Here is a 14,915-nt window from a genome sequence, read left to right as displayed (position 1 = left end):
TTAGCCCTAGGTATCCAGGCGCGCCCGCCTTAAGAGGAGGGCGTTGAGGGCTACCACCACCGTGGAAAGGCTCATGAAGAGGGCCCCGAGGGCCGGGGGAAGCAGGAGGCCAAAGGGGTAGGCTACGCCGGCGGCCAGGGGCAGGGCCACGATGTTGTACCCCGTGGCCCAGAAGAGGTTTTGGAGCATCTTCCTCCGGGTGGCCCGGGCCAGGTGGAGGAGGCGGACCACGTCCAGGGGATCGCTCTTGACCAGCACCACATCGGCGGATTCAATGGCCACATTGGTCCCCGCTCCGATGGCCACCCCAAGATCCGCCTCCAAGAGGGCAGGGGCGTCGTTGATCCCGTCCCCTACAAAGGCGGTGGGGCCTTGGGATTTTAGTTCCCGCACGATACGGGCCTTGTCCTGGGGTAGCACCCGGGCGCGGTAGCGCTCTATCCCCAGCTCCCGGGCCACGGTTCGGGCCACGGCCTCCGCGTCCCCGGTGAGCATCACCGGGGTGATCCCCATGCGCTTCAGGGCGTCTATCGCCTGCTTGGCCGTGGGGCGGAGGCGGTCGCGGAGGGCCAGGTAGGCGAGGACCCGACTTTCGTCCATCAGGGCCACCACGCTCTCCCCCCGGGCCTCGGCCTCCTCCAGGCCCTGCCGCAGGGAAGGGGGCACTTCCAGGCCCAGCTCCCCCGCCCACTCTGGGCGGCCCACCCGGTAGAGGCGGCGTTCCACCCGGCCCTCCACCCCTTTCCCGGGGATGGCCCGGAAGTCCTGGACCGAGGGGAGGGGAAGCCCCCGCTCCTTGGCGGCCTCCAGGATGGCCTGGGCCAGGGGGTGCTCGGAGAGGGCCTCGAGGGCCGCGGCCAAGGTTAGGGCCTCCTGCTCCCCAAGGCCATCCGCATACACCGCCCGCACCTCAAACTGCCCTTCGGTGAGGGTGCCGGTCTTGTCCAGGGCCACGTACCGGAGGCCCGTGGCCCGCTCAAAGGCCTCCCGGTTTCGGATGAGGATTCCCCTTTGGGCGGCCATGGCTGTGGCGTTGACCACCACCAAGGGTATGGCCAGGCCCAGAGCGTGGGGACAGGCGATAATCACCACGGTCACCGCCCGCTCCAGGGCGAAGGACAAGGATGCGTCGGCTAGAAGCCATAGGAGGAAGGTTGCGCTTCCACCCAGCACCGCCACGTAGAAAAGCCACCCCGCGACTCGTTCACCAAGGTCCTGAAACCGGCTCCGGGAAACCTGGGCTTCCTCCACCAGGCGCATGATCTGCCCCAGGGTGGTGGAGGTTCCGGTGCGGGTTACCCGCACCACGATGGCTCCTTCCCCGTTTAACGCCCCAGCCAGCACCTCGTCCCCCACCCCTTTGGCCACGGGCCGGGACTCCCCGGTGAGGAAGGCCTCGTTCATGCTGGTGGCTCCTTCCACCACCACGCCATCCGCGGGCACCTGCTCCCCCGGGCGGATGAGGATGAGGTCGCCTTCCTTTAGGGCCTCGGTGGGCACGTCCTCAATCCGGCCATCCCGGACCCGGTGGGCCGTCTGGGGCATCAGCTTGGCCAAGGCCCTTAGGGCCTCCCCTGCCCCCAGGATGGCCTTCATTTCCAGAAAGTGGCCCAGGAGCATCACGTCCACCAAGGTGGCCAGTTCCCACCAGAAGGGTTTCCCCTTTAGGCCCAGCTCCACAGCCAGGCTGTAGGCAAAGGCCACGGTGATCCCCAAGGCCACCAGGGTCATCATCCCCGGCCGCCTTCCCCTTAGCTCCCGGCTGGCACCCTGGAGAAATACGCCCCCGCCATAGAAGTAGATAATGGTTCCGAGGAGGAGGGGCATCCAAGGGACCCCGTCCCAGGGGGGTAAGCGGAGGAAACCCCTCACCTCATCAGAGGCGTAAAGGATCGGCAGGGTGAGGAGAAGTGAGACCAGGAAGCGATTCCGGAACATCTCCGGGGTATGGCCGGCATGCCGGTCCAAAGCCTTAGTAGAGGCAGTGTGGGAAGGGTGGTGATGGTGGTGGTGATGGTGGTGGGGAGGCATTAGCTCACCTCCAGAATCCCCATCATGCCCCGGTCCTCGTGCTCCACGATGTGGCAGTGGAAGACGGTCTTCCCGGGCAGGTTCCTAAGGGGAACCAGAAGGCGCACCACCTCCTTGGCCTTTAGGTTCACCACGTCCTTAAGGGCGCGGTAAGGGAAGGCCTTGCCGTTCACGGAGAGGACCTGGAAGGGATGGGTGTGGAGGTGGAAGGGATGGTCCATGTCCCCTTGGTTTTCCAACTCCCAGACCTCGAGGTCGCCCACCCGCCCGCGGAAGTCCACCCGACGGTGGTCAAAGGTCTTGCCGTTGATGAAGAAGCGCCCGGCCATCATGTCCTCCGTGAAGGTGATGCGCCGGGTCACCCTGGCCTGGTTGGGGCTGAGGGCGGGCAGTTTGGCCAGGGCCTTGGGCAGGGGGAGGGGTTTGGGGCGGGGCGGGGCCACCAGGGTGAGGAGGGTTTGGGGCCTTTGGCTTGTCCCCATGGACATTCCTCCGTGGCCCATGTGCTCCATCCCGCCCATCATGTGGACCCCTCGGTCGTAGGGAAGGGCGAGGAGGCGGAAAGCCCCTTCCTTCTGGAAGCGCACCAGGACCTCTGCCCGTTCCCCGGGGGCCAGGAGGAGTTCGGGGACCTCATAGGGTTCCTCCAGGAAGCCCCCGTCGCTGGCGATGAGGTAAAGGGGATGCCCTTCCAACTGGAGCCGGTAGTAGCGGGCGTTGCTGGCGTTCAGGAGGCGGAGGCGCAAGGTGGCCTTGCCGGCCCGCAAGGTGGGGCGGGAGGCCCCGTTCACCAGGACCAGGCTGCCCTCTTTGCCGTTGATCCAGTCCATGGGGGAATGGGCGGCGGGACGGCCCGATGCGAGCTCCAGGTCCTTGAGGACCAAAAGGTGCTCCTCGGCTTCCCGGAGTTCGGGAATCCCGTCCACGGGGCTTTCCACCACAATGGCCCCCGCTAGTCCGGCGAAGAGCTGGGGGGCCACCCGCCCGTGCAGGTGGGGGTGGTACCAGAAGGTGCCCGCCAGGTCCTGGGGCACGGTGAACTCGTAGCGCCAGGTTTCCTTGGAGGGTATCTCCAGGAGGGCATCGTCCACCTTAGGGGAGATGGGAAGCCCGTGCCAGTGCAGGTTCGTGGACTCGGGAAGGAGGTTTTCCAGCTCGAGGCGCACGGTATCCCCAGGGCGTACCCTAAGGGTGGGCCCCGGAAAGCTACCCCCATAGGTCCAAAGCCGCGCCTCCCGCCCGGCTACGGTAACGGGGGTGGGGGCGGCCTTCAGCCGCACCTCCAGGAGCCCTTCCCGGCTTTTGAGCACCGGGGGCTCGGGAAAGGAGGCCTGCCCCCTGGCCAGGGGGGAGAGGAGGAGGCCTGCGGTGAGCTTAAGAAGGGTTCGGCGGTCGGTATTCATACCCTTAGAGGATAGGGGGGGTTTGTAAAAGAAGTATAAAGGTCCCTCCAGAACCCCCTAGAGTTTGGCCAAGGCTTTCTCCAGCCGGTTTCTCGCCTCCTCGGCTACGGGTTTGAGCGCCTCCTGGGTTTCTGTAGGAAGGACCCGGAACATCTCCCTGGGATCCTGCAAGAGGACCTCCACGCCCTCTGGCCCCTCCTTGAGCACCGCATTGCAGGGGAGGAGGAGGCCGATAGCGGGCTCGGCCTCGAGGGCTTTGGCGGCCAGGTTCGGGTTGCAGGCCCCCAGGATCAAGTAGGGGGGCCTTTCCAGGCCCAGGCGGGCCTTGAGGGTGGCGGCCACGTCGATCTCCGTGAGGATGCCGAAACCTTCTTCCCTTAGCGCGGTTTCCAACCGGGCCCGGGCCTCGGCCAGGCTGGCCCTAAGGGTCTTCCTTAATTCCGTCATGATACCCTCCTAACCTAAAGTGTAACGGAGCCTGAGGCAAAGGGTCTTTTGTGAAGGTTGTGTTGAGCTCCCTGGGGGTATAGGAAAACCTGGGACCCCGCCTGGGTCTTTGGCCCCAGGCGGAGCCCCTGGGAGTTACTTACCCAGGAAGAAGCCATGCCAGGTGTGGACCCAGACCTCCCCCGTGTAGGCGTTCACGGAAAGCATGCCCTCCACCTCCTTGCGCCCGAAGTCAAAGGTGTAGTAGCCGGGGAAGGCCCCGGCTTCCATCACCCGGGCCCCCGGGAGGTAGCCTTTTAGGAAGGTCTCGGCCAGCTTTTTGGCCTCCTCCAAGGGGAAGCGGACAGGAGTCTGCACGGGCCCGCCCATCATGCCGTAACGGGTGTTCCACATCATGTTGGGGCCAGGTTCCGGGGAAACCACCCCGGTGTAGCGATCGGCGATGAGCTCAAAAAGCCCCTGCCCTTTCTCGTCCACCACCTGGGCGTAGTAGTTTTGGCTGAAGGCCATGAAGTCCTTAAGGCGTGCCCCCGGGTAGATGCGCTTGGCGTAGGCTTCCATCCGCGCTTTGGCTTCTGCCTGGGAAATGGGGCGGGCTTCCGGGGGGTAAACCGCCATCATGCCCATCATCCCGTAGCCGCCCATCATGCCGTAGCCCATCATCCCCGGGCCGTACTGCGGGCCGTAGCCCATCATCCCCGGACCAAAACCCCCCATCATGCCCTGGGTGAGGGCAAGACCTAAAAGCATAAGGGCCAGAACTCCTAGAGTTAAACCGTAGCGTTTCATGCTTCACCTCCCTGTTCCAGTTCCTTCCGCAACCTTCTGTAGGTTTCCTCGTCCAGCTCGCCCCTGGCGTACCGGAGGCGCAGGGCCTCCAGGGCCGCATCCTTTCGCGGCTCCCCGCTTCCCCGTTCCCAGGCCCGAAGGCCCAGGTACAGGAGAAGTCCCAGGAGGGCCAGCACCAGGAGCATGTTGAGAAGCCCGAAGAACCACCCGAAACCCATGCCGCCCCAACCCATCATGCCCACGATCCACCTCCATCTGTACCCTAGGCCGGTATTGTTAAGCTGGCATAAAGGGGTTTTACCGGCGCTTAACGTTTGGCCCTTAAGCTGATGGACATGCGAAGAGGGCTCCTGGCGCTTGGTCTTGCTGTCCTGGGCCTGGTGGGGTTGGCCTTGGGAAGCGGGCTACTGGAGGAGGTTTCCCGAAGCCTTTACCGAATGGCCAACACCCTGTACGCTCTCCTGGCCCCCTGGGTGGATGGCCTGAGGCGGGAAGTGGGGGTCCCTTGGCTTTCCGCTTTCCTACTCGGGGTCTTGGCGGCCTTTGCCCCCTGCCAGATCACCACTGGGGCCAGCGCCCTGGCCTATCTGGCTCCCTTCGCCCTCGAGGGAAGGGTCTGGCCCAGGTTTCTGGCCTTTCTCCTGGGGAAGGCCTTCACCTACCTGGTGCTCGCCGGGGTGGTTCTCTTCGTTTTGGGCGGGACCCTGGACAACCCCGGGGCCATCTTCCGCCCGGTGCGGCTGGCCCTTGGGCCCTTCATGATCCTGGTGGGCCTGGGCCTTTTGGGAGTGGTGCGCTGGCCCCTGGCCTGGGCGGCACCGGAGGGCTGGGTGGCCCGGGTGGGGGCGTGGGGTGGGCTTCTGGGGCCCTTGGCTTTGGGTGGGGTTTACGGCTTGGCCTTCTGCCCTACCCTCTTCTGGCTTTTCTTCGGGCTTCTACTCCCTTTGGCCCTGGCTTCTTCCTTTGGGTTTCTCTTTCCCCTTCTCTTCGCCCTGGGGACGGGCTTTCCCCTGGGTTTTCTGCTCCTCCTTTTCACCCGCATGGGCCGGGGCCAGGCCCTCAAGGGAATGCGCCTCGTGGGAAGCCATCTTCTAAGGGGTGCAGGGGCAGTCTTCGTGGCCCTGGGGATGTTGGACACGGTGCTTTACTGGAACCTCTAGCATGGGAGGCAAGGGGATGAAGAAGGGTTTAAGGGCTCGGTTTTTCGCCACCCTCCTTCCCGTCCTTTCCCGGGGGCACGTGGGCTTGAGCGAACCCTGGCGGAAGAAACTCCTGGGAAGCCTGGCGGGGAAGGTTTTGGAGATCGGCCCGGGGACGGGGGTTAACCTGGCCTATCTGCCGGATGGCGTCCACTGGATTGGCCTCGAGCTCAATCCCTACTTCCACCCCCACCTTAAGCAGGCCCTAAGCCTGAGGGGGCTTTCCGGTGAGGTTCTTTTAGGCCAGGCGGAGGCCATCCCCCTGCCGGAGGAAAGCGTGGAGGCCGTGGTGGCCACCTTGGTCCTTTGCTCGGTGGAGGATCCCAGAGGGGCTTTGGCGGAGATCCTCAGGGTGTTGAAGCCCGGGGGGCGTTTGGTCTTTTTGGAACACGTGGCCGCTCCCCGGGGCTCCTCCCTGCGCCGATTCCAGGACCTCCTTTGCCCCTTATGGAGTTTTTTGGGGGACGGCTGCCATCCCAACCGGGAAACCCTAGCCCTTATTCGGGAGGCGGGGTTTGCCCGGGTGGAGGCGGAGGCCTTTGAACTACCCCTCCCCCTGGTGGCCCCCCATGTGGCCGGGGTGGCCTGGAAGGGATAGCCCTCAGCGCCCCTGCCAGAGGGTGCCCCTTTCGTCCACCCAGGCCAGCCAACCCTCCTCCTGGGGATGGGCGGTGAGGGCCAACACCGCTCCCTGCCAGATCCTGCGCCACCCCGCTTCCGTCCGCCGCCAGAGGCCGAGCTTTCCTCCCAGGTACAGGGTGCCCGAAGGGGAGAGGGCCAGGGGTCCCGGGGCGGGGTCAGGGGAGGGAATGGGGCGGAAGCTTTCGCCTCCATCCTCGCTCAGGAAGAGCCCCCTTTCCATAAGGGAAGCCCAGAGGCGGCCCTTTTGGTCCACCAGGAAGAAGGCCATCCCCGCTTTGGGCAGGCCCCGGGCGGGAAGCTTTGCCCAGGTCTGCCCGCCGTCCTGGCTGCGGAAGTAGCCGTAGGTGGCCTCGAGGGTGTAGTGGACCTCAGGCTTCCTGGGATCGATGGCATAGGCGTGGAGGTCCAGGGCGGGAAGGCCCTTGGGCCTTAGGTCGCGGAAGCGCTTGAGATCCCGGCTTTCCGCAAGGATCCAGTGCCCGGCCGCGATCAGGCGTTCGCCTCCCCAGGCCAGGTTCATGGCGTCCCAGTCCCGCCGCCGCACCAGGTCCTGGGAGGTGCTGTTGCTCCAGGCAACGATGCCGTCGTGGTGGCCCAGGAGCAGGACTCCCGAGGGGTGCCACAAAAGGGCGTGAACATCCCGCGTGGGCACCGGACCCAGGGGAGTTTGGGCCAGGGCGAGGCCGAGGAAGAGGGTAAAAAAGGTGAAAGGGCGCATGGCGTTCTACCGTGAGGCGAGGCGGAAGCCGGTAAGGCAGGTGGGGCTTTGGCTGAAGGTGGTCACGGAGCTGGTGGCTGCCAGGTTCCCCCAGCGGATCTCCAGGGTGTAGCGGCGGTTGCGGGGCAACCAGAGCTCAAAGAACCCGTCCTTCCCCGATCTGACCTGGGTCTTGAGCACCTCCTTTTCCCCCTCCAGCACCCGAACCTCAAAGACCTCCTCCTGGAGTTCCCCCGTGCAGCTGGAGAAGTAGTGGACCTGGCAGGGATGGGTACGGCTCACGTAGGGGGCTATCGCCAGGAGGAAGCGGTCCTTGAGGGCCACCTGGGCCTTGCGGCCGTCCGGGAACTCGAAGAAGAAGGCCTCGGGGGTCACGTAGCTCACCACCCTTTGCCCTTCCTCCCGCCACCGCTTGGCCAGAGCCAGGGCCTCTTCGGGCTTCAGGCCTTTGAGGGCCTCGGGGGAGGGAGTCTGGGCCAGGCCTAAAGCCACGCCTAGGGCAAGCGCCAGAAGCTTCTTCATGGCTCTCACCCTAAGCCTTGCCCGTTAAGCCTGTGTAAAGGGGCAGGGTGAAGCGGAAAACGCTTCCCCGGCCCAGCTGGCTTTCCACCCAGATCCTTCCCCCCATGGCTTCTACCAGGCTCTTGGTGATGGTGAGGCCCACTCCGGTTCCCCCATCCTGACGGCTGCGGGAGGGGTCTATGCGGTAGAAGCGCTCAAAGATGCGGGGAAGGTGTTCCTCGGGGATGCCGGGCCCTGTGTCCTCCACGCTGAAGACCACCGCCTGGCCTGTCCTTTCCGCCCCAAGCCTCACCCTTCCTCCCTCCGGGGTATGGCGGAGGGCGTTGGAAAGCAGGTTGGCGAGCACCTGGAGGGTCCGTTCCGCATCGGCCCAGACCCGGGGAAGAAAGGAGGGGGCCGCCACCTCCAGGGCCACTCCCTTGGCCTGGAAGGCGGGGCGGAAGCGTTCCGCCGCCTGTTCCAGGAGTTCTTTGGGATCCAGGGGCCCGGGGTGAAGCTCCACGGCTCCCGACTCCACCTGGGAAACCAGGGAGAGGTCCCGGACCAGCCGGCTCATGGCCCGCACTTCCTGCTGGATCCTTTCCGCTGCCTTTTCAGGCTCCATGACCCTGTCCGCCAGGGCCTCGGCGTAGGCCTGCAGGGCGGATAGGGGGGTCCTGAGCTCGTGGGCTACGGTGCCGATGAGCTCTACCCGGCTTTGTTCCACCTTTTCCAGGGCCTCGGCCAGGCGGTTGAAGTGGAGGGCCAGCTCGCCCAGCTCGTCCTGCTCCAGAAGGGGAAGGCGCACCCGGTACTCCCCTTGGGCCATGCGCCGGCTTCCCTCGGAAAGAAGCCTTGCGGTGCGGGAGAAACGCAGGCTGGCGAAGGAGGCGGAAAGGGCAGCCCCGGCCACGGAGAGGGGAAGGGCGGCGAGGAGGGCGGTAGTGAGGGTGGAACGCAGGCCCGCCTCGAGGTCCCGCCTCAAGGCCTCGCCCATCATGAGCCCCCCCATCATGGAGAGGGCGTGGTACATGCGCTCCACGTGTCCCCGGTAGAAGGAGGGAGCCAGGGCTTCGGCCAGGAGGAAGAACAGGAAAAGGGCCAGGAGGGCCACCAGGAGATGGCTGAGGAAGAGCTTAGCGAAGAGGCGCATCGGTTTCCCGGAAGCGGTATCCCACACCCCGCACCGTTTCGATGAACCGGGGGTTTTCCGGATCGTCCATGAGCTTTTTTCTCAAAGCAGCGATGTGCACGTCCACCACCCGGTCTATGCCCGGGAAATCCGGCCCCCATACCTTTTCCAAGAGCCTTTCCCGGGTGAAGACCATCCCCGGATGCTGGGCCAGGGTGAGGAGGAGGTCAAATTCCAGCTGGGAAAGGGGAAGGGGCTTGCCCTCCAGGTAGGCCTGCCGCTCCTTGGGAAGAAGGCGCAAGGGGCCATAGTTGAGCTCTTCCTTGAGGCCAGCCCGCCTGAGGAGGGCCTTGACCCGGGCCACCACCTCCTTGGGGCTGAAGGGCTTGACCACGTAGTCGTCGGCCCCGAGCTCCAGCCCCTTAACCCTTTCCTCCTCCTCTCCTCTTGCCGTCAGCATGAGGATGGGTAGCTCGGGCCTTTCCCGGCGGACCTCCGCCAGAACCCGGAAGCCATCCAGCTTGGGCAGCATGAGGTCCAGGATGATGAGATCGGCCCGGGGAAAAAGCTCCAGGGCCTTTTCCCCATCTTTTGCCTCCAGCACCTCAAACCCAGCCCCCCTCAGGTAGGCCCCCAGGACCTCGAGGAGGGCCGGGTCGTCGTCCGCCAGGAGGACCTTCATGCCAGGTCCCGCTTCATCCGCTCAAAGGTTTCCTTGTCGATCTCCCCCCTGGCGTAGCGCTCCCTTAGCACCTCTAAGGCCCGGTCCCGCCGCTCAGGGGCTAAGGTCCTGACGATCCAGTAGACCAAGAGGCCTAGGAGGGCGAACCAAAGGAGGCTTAAGAGGGGCCCCCACCAGCCCAGGTACCCACCGTGGTCGCACCACCACATACCTTTCACCTCCTAGTTCCAGCTTAGCCTCGGCGGATTAAGCTACGGTAAAGCTCCTTGGCTGGAACCCTTTTAGCCTCAAGGAGTTGCTGAGCACGAAGAGGCTGGAGAGGGTCATGGCACCGGCCGCCAGCATGGGGTTCAGAAGAAGCCCGGTGAAGGGGTAAAGAGCCCCGGCCGCCACGGGGATGAGGAGGATGTTGTAGGCGTAGGCCCAGAAGAAGTTGAGGTAGATGGTCCGAAGGGTACGCCGTGCCAGAAGGATGGCGTCCACCAAGCTTTCCAGGCTCGGAGAAAGCAGGATGACATCCCCTGCCTCCACGGCGATGTCCGTGCCCGTGGCCAGGGCGATGCCCGCATCGGCCTGGGCCAAGGCGGCGGCGTCGTTGATGCCGTCCCCCACAAAGATCACCTTCCGCCCCTGGGCCTGGAGGTGCCGTATGGCCTCCACCTTACCCTCAGGGCGCACCCCGGCCAGCACCTCCTCTATGCCCAAGGCCTCGGCCACCCGCCTGGCCGGGATGGGGTGGTCCCCGGTGAGGAGGACGGGTTTGAGGCCCAGGGCCTTTAAAGCGGCCACCACCCTTCGCGCCTCGGGCTTGGGGGGGTCAAAGACCCCGAAGGCGGCCAAAAGCCTCTCCCCATCCGCCAGGTAAAGGGGAGTGTAGCCCTTTTCGGATAGCTCCCAGGCCTCCTTGGGAAGCGCCACCCCAAGCCTCTCCATCAGGGCTGGACCCCCCAGGTAAAGCTTCTTCCCCTCCACCACTCCCTCGATCCCCTCCCCGGGAAGAGCCCGCACCGCCTGGGCCTCGGGCAGGCTGAGATCCCTGGCTGCCTCCAGAACCGCCTTGGCGATGGGGTGTTCGCTTCCCCGCTCCAAGGCGGCGGCGAGGCGCAAGGCCTCCTCAGGGCTTAGGGCAAACCCCAGGCGTTCCGTGAGGGTGGGCTTCCCTTGGGTCAGGGTCCCGGTCTTGTCCAGGACCACGGTATCCGCCCGGGCGAGGCCTTCGATGGCCTGGCCCTTGCGGAAGAGGAGGCCGAGCTGGGCCGCCCGCCCCGTGGCCACGGCGATGGCCGCGGGGGTGGCGAGGCCCATGGCGCAGGGACAGGCGATGAGGAGGACGGACAGGGCGGCCACGAAGGCGTGGGAGAGGGAGCCGGAGGCGAGCCAGAGGAGGAAGGTGAAAAGGGCTACCCCAAGCACAGCGGGCACGAAAAGGGCGGCGATGCGGTCCGCCACCTCCTGCACCTTGGGTTTGTGGGCCTGGGCCTCCTCCACCATGCGGGCCATCTGGGCGAGGAGCGTGGCCTCCCCTACCCGGGTGACCCGCACCAGGAGAAGGCCTTCCCCGTTCACGGTGCCCCCCACCACCTCGTCTCCCGGCCCCTTGGCCCTAGGGATGGGCTCCCCGGTGAGCATGGACTCGTCCACGTGGCTCTTGCCCTCCACCACCACCCCGTCCGCCGGGATGCGCTCCCCGGGCAGAACCCGCACCAGGTCCCCGGGGATCAGGGCCTCGGCGGGGATCTCCTTTTCCTCCCCGTCCTGGAGGACCCGGGCGGTCTTGGGCCTCAGGGCGAGGAGCCGCCTTATGGCCTCTGAAGCCTTTCCCTTGGCCCCCTCCTCCAGGTGCTTGCCCAGGAGGATCAGGGCCAGGATCACCGCCCCGGCCTCAAAGTAGAGGTGGCGGGCCTCCTCCGGGAAAAGCCCGGGGAAGAGGAGGACCAAAAAGGAGTAGAGGTAGGCGCTCCCTGCGCCCAAGGCCACCAGAGTGCTCATGCCCAGGGCCCGGTGGCGCACCTCGGAGAGGGCTTGGCGGAAGAACCGCCTCCCGGCATAGAGCACGGGAAGGGCGGTGAGGGCTTGGAGGAAGGGGGAGAGGTGGGGGAGGGATAGGAGCATGGGCCCCATGGCCAGGAGGAGGGTGAGGAGGGCGAAGGGCAGGGCAAGGAGGAGGTCCTTGCGGTAGGTGGCGCCCTCTTCCTTCCCCTCTTCCTCCACCGCCAAGGGTTCGTACCCCGCCTCGCGGATGGCCTGGCGGATGCGGGAAAGGCTTACCGTATCCGGCAGGTATTCCACGAAGGCCTTTTCCGTGGCCAGGTTGACGCTTACCGAAAGGATACCGGGAAGCTTCCTTATGGCCCGTTCCACCCGGGCCACGCAACTGGCGCAGGTCATCCCCTTCACGGGGATTTCGCTCCTGGCCACCACGGGCTCGTAGCCCGCCTCCTCCACCCGCTTGAGCACCTCCTTGAGGTCTACCCCTTCTTGGAGGCGCAGGAAGGCCTCCTCGGTGGTGAGGTTGACCCGCGCCTCCTCCACGCCTTCCGCCCGCTTCAAAGCCCGTTCCACCCGGGCCACGCAACTGGCGCAGGTCATCCCCTTGATGCCAACCTTTACTTCAAGAGCCATAGCCTAAAAGCGTGCATCTCCTGGGCTTGGGCCCGGAGGATGTCCCGGGCCAGGTCCAGCACGCGGCGGTCCTTGGCCGTGGTAAGGGCCTCGAGGGCCATCTCCACCGCTCCCTTGTGGTGGAGGAGCATGAGCTCCACGAAGGCGCGGTCAGGGTCCGGGGCCGCCTTCAGTTGGGCCAGCATGGCAGCCATCTCCTTCTGCATGGCCCCGTAGGCTCCCTGGTCCAAGCCGCCCAGGCTCACCAGCCAGGTGCGCATCTGGGCGATTTCCTGGGCCTGGTCCTTCAGGATGGCCTGGGCCCAGGCCTTTACCGCCGGGTCTTTCCCCCGCTCCAGGGCGTACCGAGCCATTTCCAAGGCCCCCTCGTGGTGGGCGATCATGCCGGAGAGGAAGCCCCGCTCCGGGGTGGCCTGGGGGGTGGGGTGGGCGTGCTGGGCCAGGACCAGGCCTAGGAGTAGGGGCAAAAGCAGGGTCAAAAACCGCACGGGCTCCTCCTTAGCGGTACTTCAGCGCCTCCATGAGTTCTTCCACGATCTCCTCCACGTCCCCCCGCTCGTGGGCCGTGGCCACGTGGTCCCGGAGGTGAGCCCTTAGGACCATCTCCCCCACCCGGTCCAAGGCCCCCTCCACCGCCTTCAGTTGCTTCAGGACATCCACGCAGTAGACGTGGGGGTCTTCCAGCATGCGGAGGATGCCCTCGAGGTGCCCCTTGGCGGAGAGGAGGCGCTTTCTCGCCTCCTCCCGCACCTTGGGGTCCAGGTGGAGGTGGCCCTTCATTACGCCAGGGGGAAGGCCTTGTAGCCTTCCTCCTCCACCGCCCGGATGAGGGCCTCCACCTCCGCCTTCCCTTCCACCCAGGCCTCGCCCTTCTCCAGGGACACCTCGGCCTTCTCCACGCCGGGCACCTGGGAAAGGGCCTTCTTCACCGCCATCACGCAGTGGTTGCAGGTCATGCCTTCCACCTTGAGCTTCAGCATTCCACACCTCCCCCCACCCCAGGTGGGGTGGGTATCCTCACCCTAATCCGCCCGCCCCCTTCCGTCAAGGACAAACGCCACCCTAGGGCCTAAAGGTCCAGGAAGACGGTATCCCCTTCTATGCGGGCGGGGAAGACCTTGATGGGCCTGGGGGCGGGGAGGGTTTGCCGGCCCGTCCTCAGGTCAAAGCGGGCCCCGTGCCGGGGGCAGACGATGGCCCCCTCCTCCACCTCCCCCTCGTGCAAGGGGCCGTCGTCGTGGGTGCAGAGGTCCTCCAAGGCGAAGACCTCCTCCCCGGTGTAAAGGAGGAGGATGGGCTTTTTGTGCTCGGGGCGCCGGAGAACCAGGCGCCCGTTTTGGAACTCGCTGAGCTTGGCCACGGGCGTCCACATAGCCCTAAGGATAAGGGAAGGCCGGGCACCCTCAAGGTGCCCGGCCCAAAGGCGCTTCTAGAGCCGTACCTTTTCCTCTATGACCGCCTCGAGGTGGGCCCTAAGGGCCTTCAAGGGGATGCGGGTGAGGACGTCCGCCAGGTGGGCCTTCACCAAGAGCTCCTGGGCCAGGGTGCGGGGCAGGCCCCGGGACTGGAGGTAGAAAAGCTGCATCTCGTCCACGGGGGCGGTGGTGCTCCCGTGGGTGCAGCGCACGTCGTTGGCCCCGATTTCCAGCTGGGGGATGGAGTCCACCCGGGCCGTGGGGGAGAGGATGAGGTTGCGGTTGGCCTGGTAGGCGTCCGTCTTCTGTGCCCCCCGTTCCAGCTTGATGAGGCCGGAGAAGACCGCCCGGGCCTCGTCCTTCACCGCCCCCTTGTAGAGGAGGTCGCTTCGGGTGTGGTGCTCCACGTGGTGCTGCAGGGTATAGTGGTCAAAGTGCTGGCGTCCGTGGCCGAAGTAGAGGCCGAGCATCTCGCTTTCGGCCCCGGGGCCCAGGAGCTCGGAGGCCACCTCGCTTCGGGCGTAAGCGCCCCCCAGGTTCACCACCAGGTCGTTGAGCCCGGCGTCCCGCTCCAGGAGGGCCCGTTGGCGGTGGAAGTGCCACACCCCCTCCCCGAAGGTCTGGATGTGGGCGTGGCGGAGCCGGGCCCCAGGGCGGAGGACCATCTCCGTGGCGGAGAGGTGCAGGGTGGGGGCGAGGTCGGGGGAGAGGTACTCCTCAATGTAGGCGGCCTTGGCGTTGTCCTCGAGGACGAGGAGGCTCCGCCCAGCGGAGGCCTTGCCCCCTTCCAAGAGCACCTTGAAGACCCCTAGGGGCTTTTCCACCTCTAGCCCTGCGGGCACGTAGAGGAAGGCCCCATGGGTGAAGAAGGCGCTATTTTGGGCGGCGAACTTGTCCTCGGTGTAGACCCCCTGGAAGAGGGCGCTTTCCACCTTAGCGGGGTGGGCCTTCAGGGCCTCGGCCAAGGAGGTGAAGACGAGCCCCTGGGCCGTGAGCTCCTCGGGCACCTCGGCGTAGACGAGGTCGGGCCCCACGAAGACCAAAAAGCCGGAGACGTCCGTCTTCTCCAGGCGGCGCTTCACGGGCTCGGGAAGCGCATCCCGGGAAAGCCTTAGGCCCTTTGGGGCCTCCACCGCCTCTTCCAAGGGGGCCTCGGAAAGGTCGGTGTAGCGCCAGTTCTCGTCCTTCTTGCTGGGGTAGGGGAGGTGGGCGAAGGCCTCGAGGGCCCTAAGCCGCTTCTCCAAGAGCCAGGCGGGCTCGCCCAGCGTCTGGGAGATGGCCTCCACCTGCGTCTTGTCCAGTACCTGCATCTTGCCTCCTCAAAAAGGAAGAGG

At 65.9% G+C, this 14,915-nt stretch carries 18 protein-coding genes; 2 read left to right on the top strand and 16 right to left on the bottom strand.

The features are described from left to right. Positions 1–6 precede the first annotated feature (6 nt). The 5 genes from LXN00_RS06655 to LXN00_RS06635 form a co-directional block, all read right to left on the bottom strand. A complete protein-coding gene (locus LXN00_RS06655; protein ID WP_418952987.1) occupies positions 7–2,031 on the bottom strand; it encodes a heavy metal translocating P-type ATPase in 2,025 nt (674 codons plus the stop codon). Then, positions 2,031–3,434: a multicopper oxidase family protein gene (locus LXN00_RS06650; protein ID WP_234506595.1), complete on the bottom strand. Its 1,404-nt coding sequence runs from the start codon at positions 3,432–3,434 to the stop codon at positions 2,031–2,033. The genes LXN00_RS06655 and LXN00_RS06650 overlap by 1 nt, the downstream gene beginning before the upstream one ends. A gap of 57 nt (positions 3,435–3,491) precedes the next feature. After that, a complete protein-coding gene (locus LXN00_RS06645) occupies positions 3,492–3,881 on the bottom strand; it encodes a DUF302 domain-containing protein (RefSeq protein ID WP_234506593.1) in 390 nt (129 codons plus the stop codon). A gap of 135 nt (positions 3,882–4,016) precedes the next feature. Next, positions 4,017–4,670 (bottom strand): peptidase M4, encoded by a 654-nt coding sequence (locus LXN00_RS06640; RefSeq protein WP_234506590.1) that lies wholly within the window; start codon positions 4,668–4,670, stop codon positions 4,017–4,019. Continuing rightward, positions 4,667–4,906: a hypothetical protein gene (locus tag LXN00_RS06635; RefSeq protein WP_234506588.1), complete on the bottom strand. Its 240-nt coding sequence runs from the start codon at positions 4,904–4,906 to the stop codon at positions 4,667–4,669. The genes LXN00_RS06640 and LXN00_RS06635 overlap by 4 nt, the downstream gene beginning before the upstream one ends. 93 nt (positions 4,907–4,999) lie before the next feature. Here LXN00_RS06635 and LXN00_RS06630 point away from each other — a divergent pair, with 93 nt between their 5' ends. Then, on the top strand, positions 5,000–5,830 hold the full coding sequence (locus tag LXN00_RS06630; protein WP_326491130.1) for a sulfite exporter TauE/SafE family protein: 831 nt from the start codon (positions 5,000–5,002) through the stop codon (positions 5,828–5,830). Between the two features lie 16 nt (positions 5,831–5,846). After that, on the top strand, positions 5,847–6,467 hold the full coding sequence (locus LXN00_RS06625; RefSeq protein WP_015716300.1) for a class I SAM-dependent methyltransferase: 621 nt from the start codon (positions 5,847–5,849) through the stop codon (positions 6,465–6,467). A gap of 3 nt (positions 6,468–6,470) precedes the next feature. On the opposite strand, the gene LXN00_RS06620 is transcribed toward LXN00_RS06625, so the two are convergent. From LXN00_RS06620 to sufD, 11 genes are all read right to left on the bottom strand, one after another. Continuing rightward, positions 6,471–7,229, bottom strand: coding sequence for a WD40/YVTN/BNR-like repeat-containing protein (locus LXN00_RS06620; protein ID WP_015716301.1), 759 nt, complete (start codon positions 7,227–7,229; stop codon positions 6,471–6,473). A 6-nt stretch (positions 7,230–7,235) separates the two neighbouring features. Continuing rightward, positions 7,236–7,751 (bottom strand): CueP family metal-binding protein, encoded by a 516-nt coding sequence (locus LXN00_RS06615; RefSeq protein ID WP_015716302.1) that lies wholly within the window; start codon positions 7,749–7,751, stop codon positions 7,236–7,238. 10 nt (positions 7,752–7,761) lie between these two features. Beyond that, on the bottom strand, positions 7,762–8,883 hold the full coding sequence (locus tag LXN00_RS06610; protein WP_234506580.1) for a sensor histidine kinase: 1,122 nt from the start codon (positions 8,881–8,883) through the stop codon (positions 7,762–7,764). Continuing rightward, a complete protein-coding gene (locus LXN00_RS06605; RefSeq protein ID WP_234506577.1) occupies positions 8,867–9,544 on the bottom strand; it encodes a response regulator transcription factor in 678 nt (225 codons plus the stop codon). The genes LXN00_RS06610 and LXN00_RS06605 overlap by 17 nt, the downstream gene beginning before the upstream one ends. Further along, complete coding sequence (locus LXN00_RS06600) at positions 9,541–9,753, bottom strand: SHOCT domain-containing protein (RefSeq protein ID WP_019551341.1); 213 nt, start codon at positions 9,751–9,753, stop codon at positions 9,541–9,543. Before LXN00_RS06600 ends, LXN00_RS06605 begins: the two co-directional genes overlap by 4 nt. 37 nt (positions 9,754–9,790) lie before the next feature. Continuing rightward, positions 9,791–12,166: a heavy metal translocating P-type ATPase gene (locus LXN00_RS06595; protein ID WP_234506575.1), complete on the bottom strand. Its 2,376-nt coding sequence runs from the start codon at positions 12,164–12,166 to the stop codon at positions 9,791–9,793. After that, a complete protein-coding gene (locus LXN00_RS06590) occupies positions 12,151–12,654 on the bottom strand; it encodes a DUF305 domain-containing protein (RefSeq protein ID WP_234506572.1) in 504 nt (167 codons plus the stop codon). Before LXN00_RS06590 ends, LXN00_RS06595 begins: the two co-directional genes overlap by 16 nt. Positions 12,655–12,664: 10 nt before the next feature. Further along, on the bottom strand, positions 12,665–12,946 hold the full coding sequence (gene csoR / locus LXN00_RS06585) for a metal-sensitive transcriptional regulator CsoR (protein WP_234506570.1): 282 nt from the start codon (positions 12,944–12,946) through the stop codon (positions 12,665–12,667). Next, positions 12,946–13,146 (bottom strand): CopZ family metallochaperone, encoded by a 201-nt coding sequence (locus tag LXN00_RS06580; protein WP_234506567.1) that lies wholly within the window; start codon positions 13,144–13,146, stop codon positions 12,946–12,948. Before LXN00_RS06580 ends, csoR begins: the two co-directional genes overlap by 1 nt. 89 nt (positions 13,147–13,235) lie before the next feature. Beyond that, positions 13,236–13,538 carry a Rieske (2Fe-2S) protein gene (locus tag LXN00_RS06575; protein ID WP_234506565.1) on the bottom strand — a complete coding sequence of 101 codons (303 nt, stop codon included), beginning with the start codon at positions 13,536–13,538 and terminating at the stop codon, positions 13,236–13,238. Between the two features lie 57 nt (positions 13,539–13,595). Continuing rightward, complete coding sequence (sufD, locus tag LXN00_RS06570; RefSeq protein ID WP_234506562.1) at positions 13,596–14,891, bottom strand: Fe-S cluster assembly protein SufD; 1,296 nt, start codon at positions 14,889–14,891, stop codon at positions 13,596–13,598. Positions 14,892–14,915 lie beyond the last annotated feature (24 nt).

This window comes from Thermus brockianus (assembly GCF_021462505.1).
GTDB lineage: Bacteria > Deinococcota > Deinococci > Deinococcales > Thermaceae > Thermus > Thermus hydrothermalis.
The sequence above is the reverse complement of the archived record's forward strand: the minus strand, read 5'-3'. Positions and strand labels throughout refer to the sequence as shown.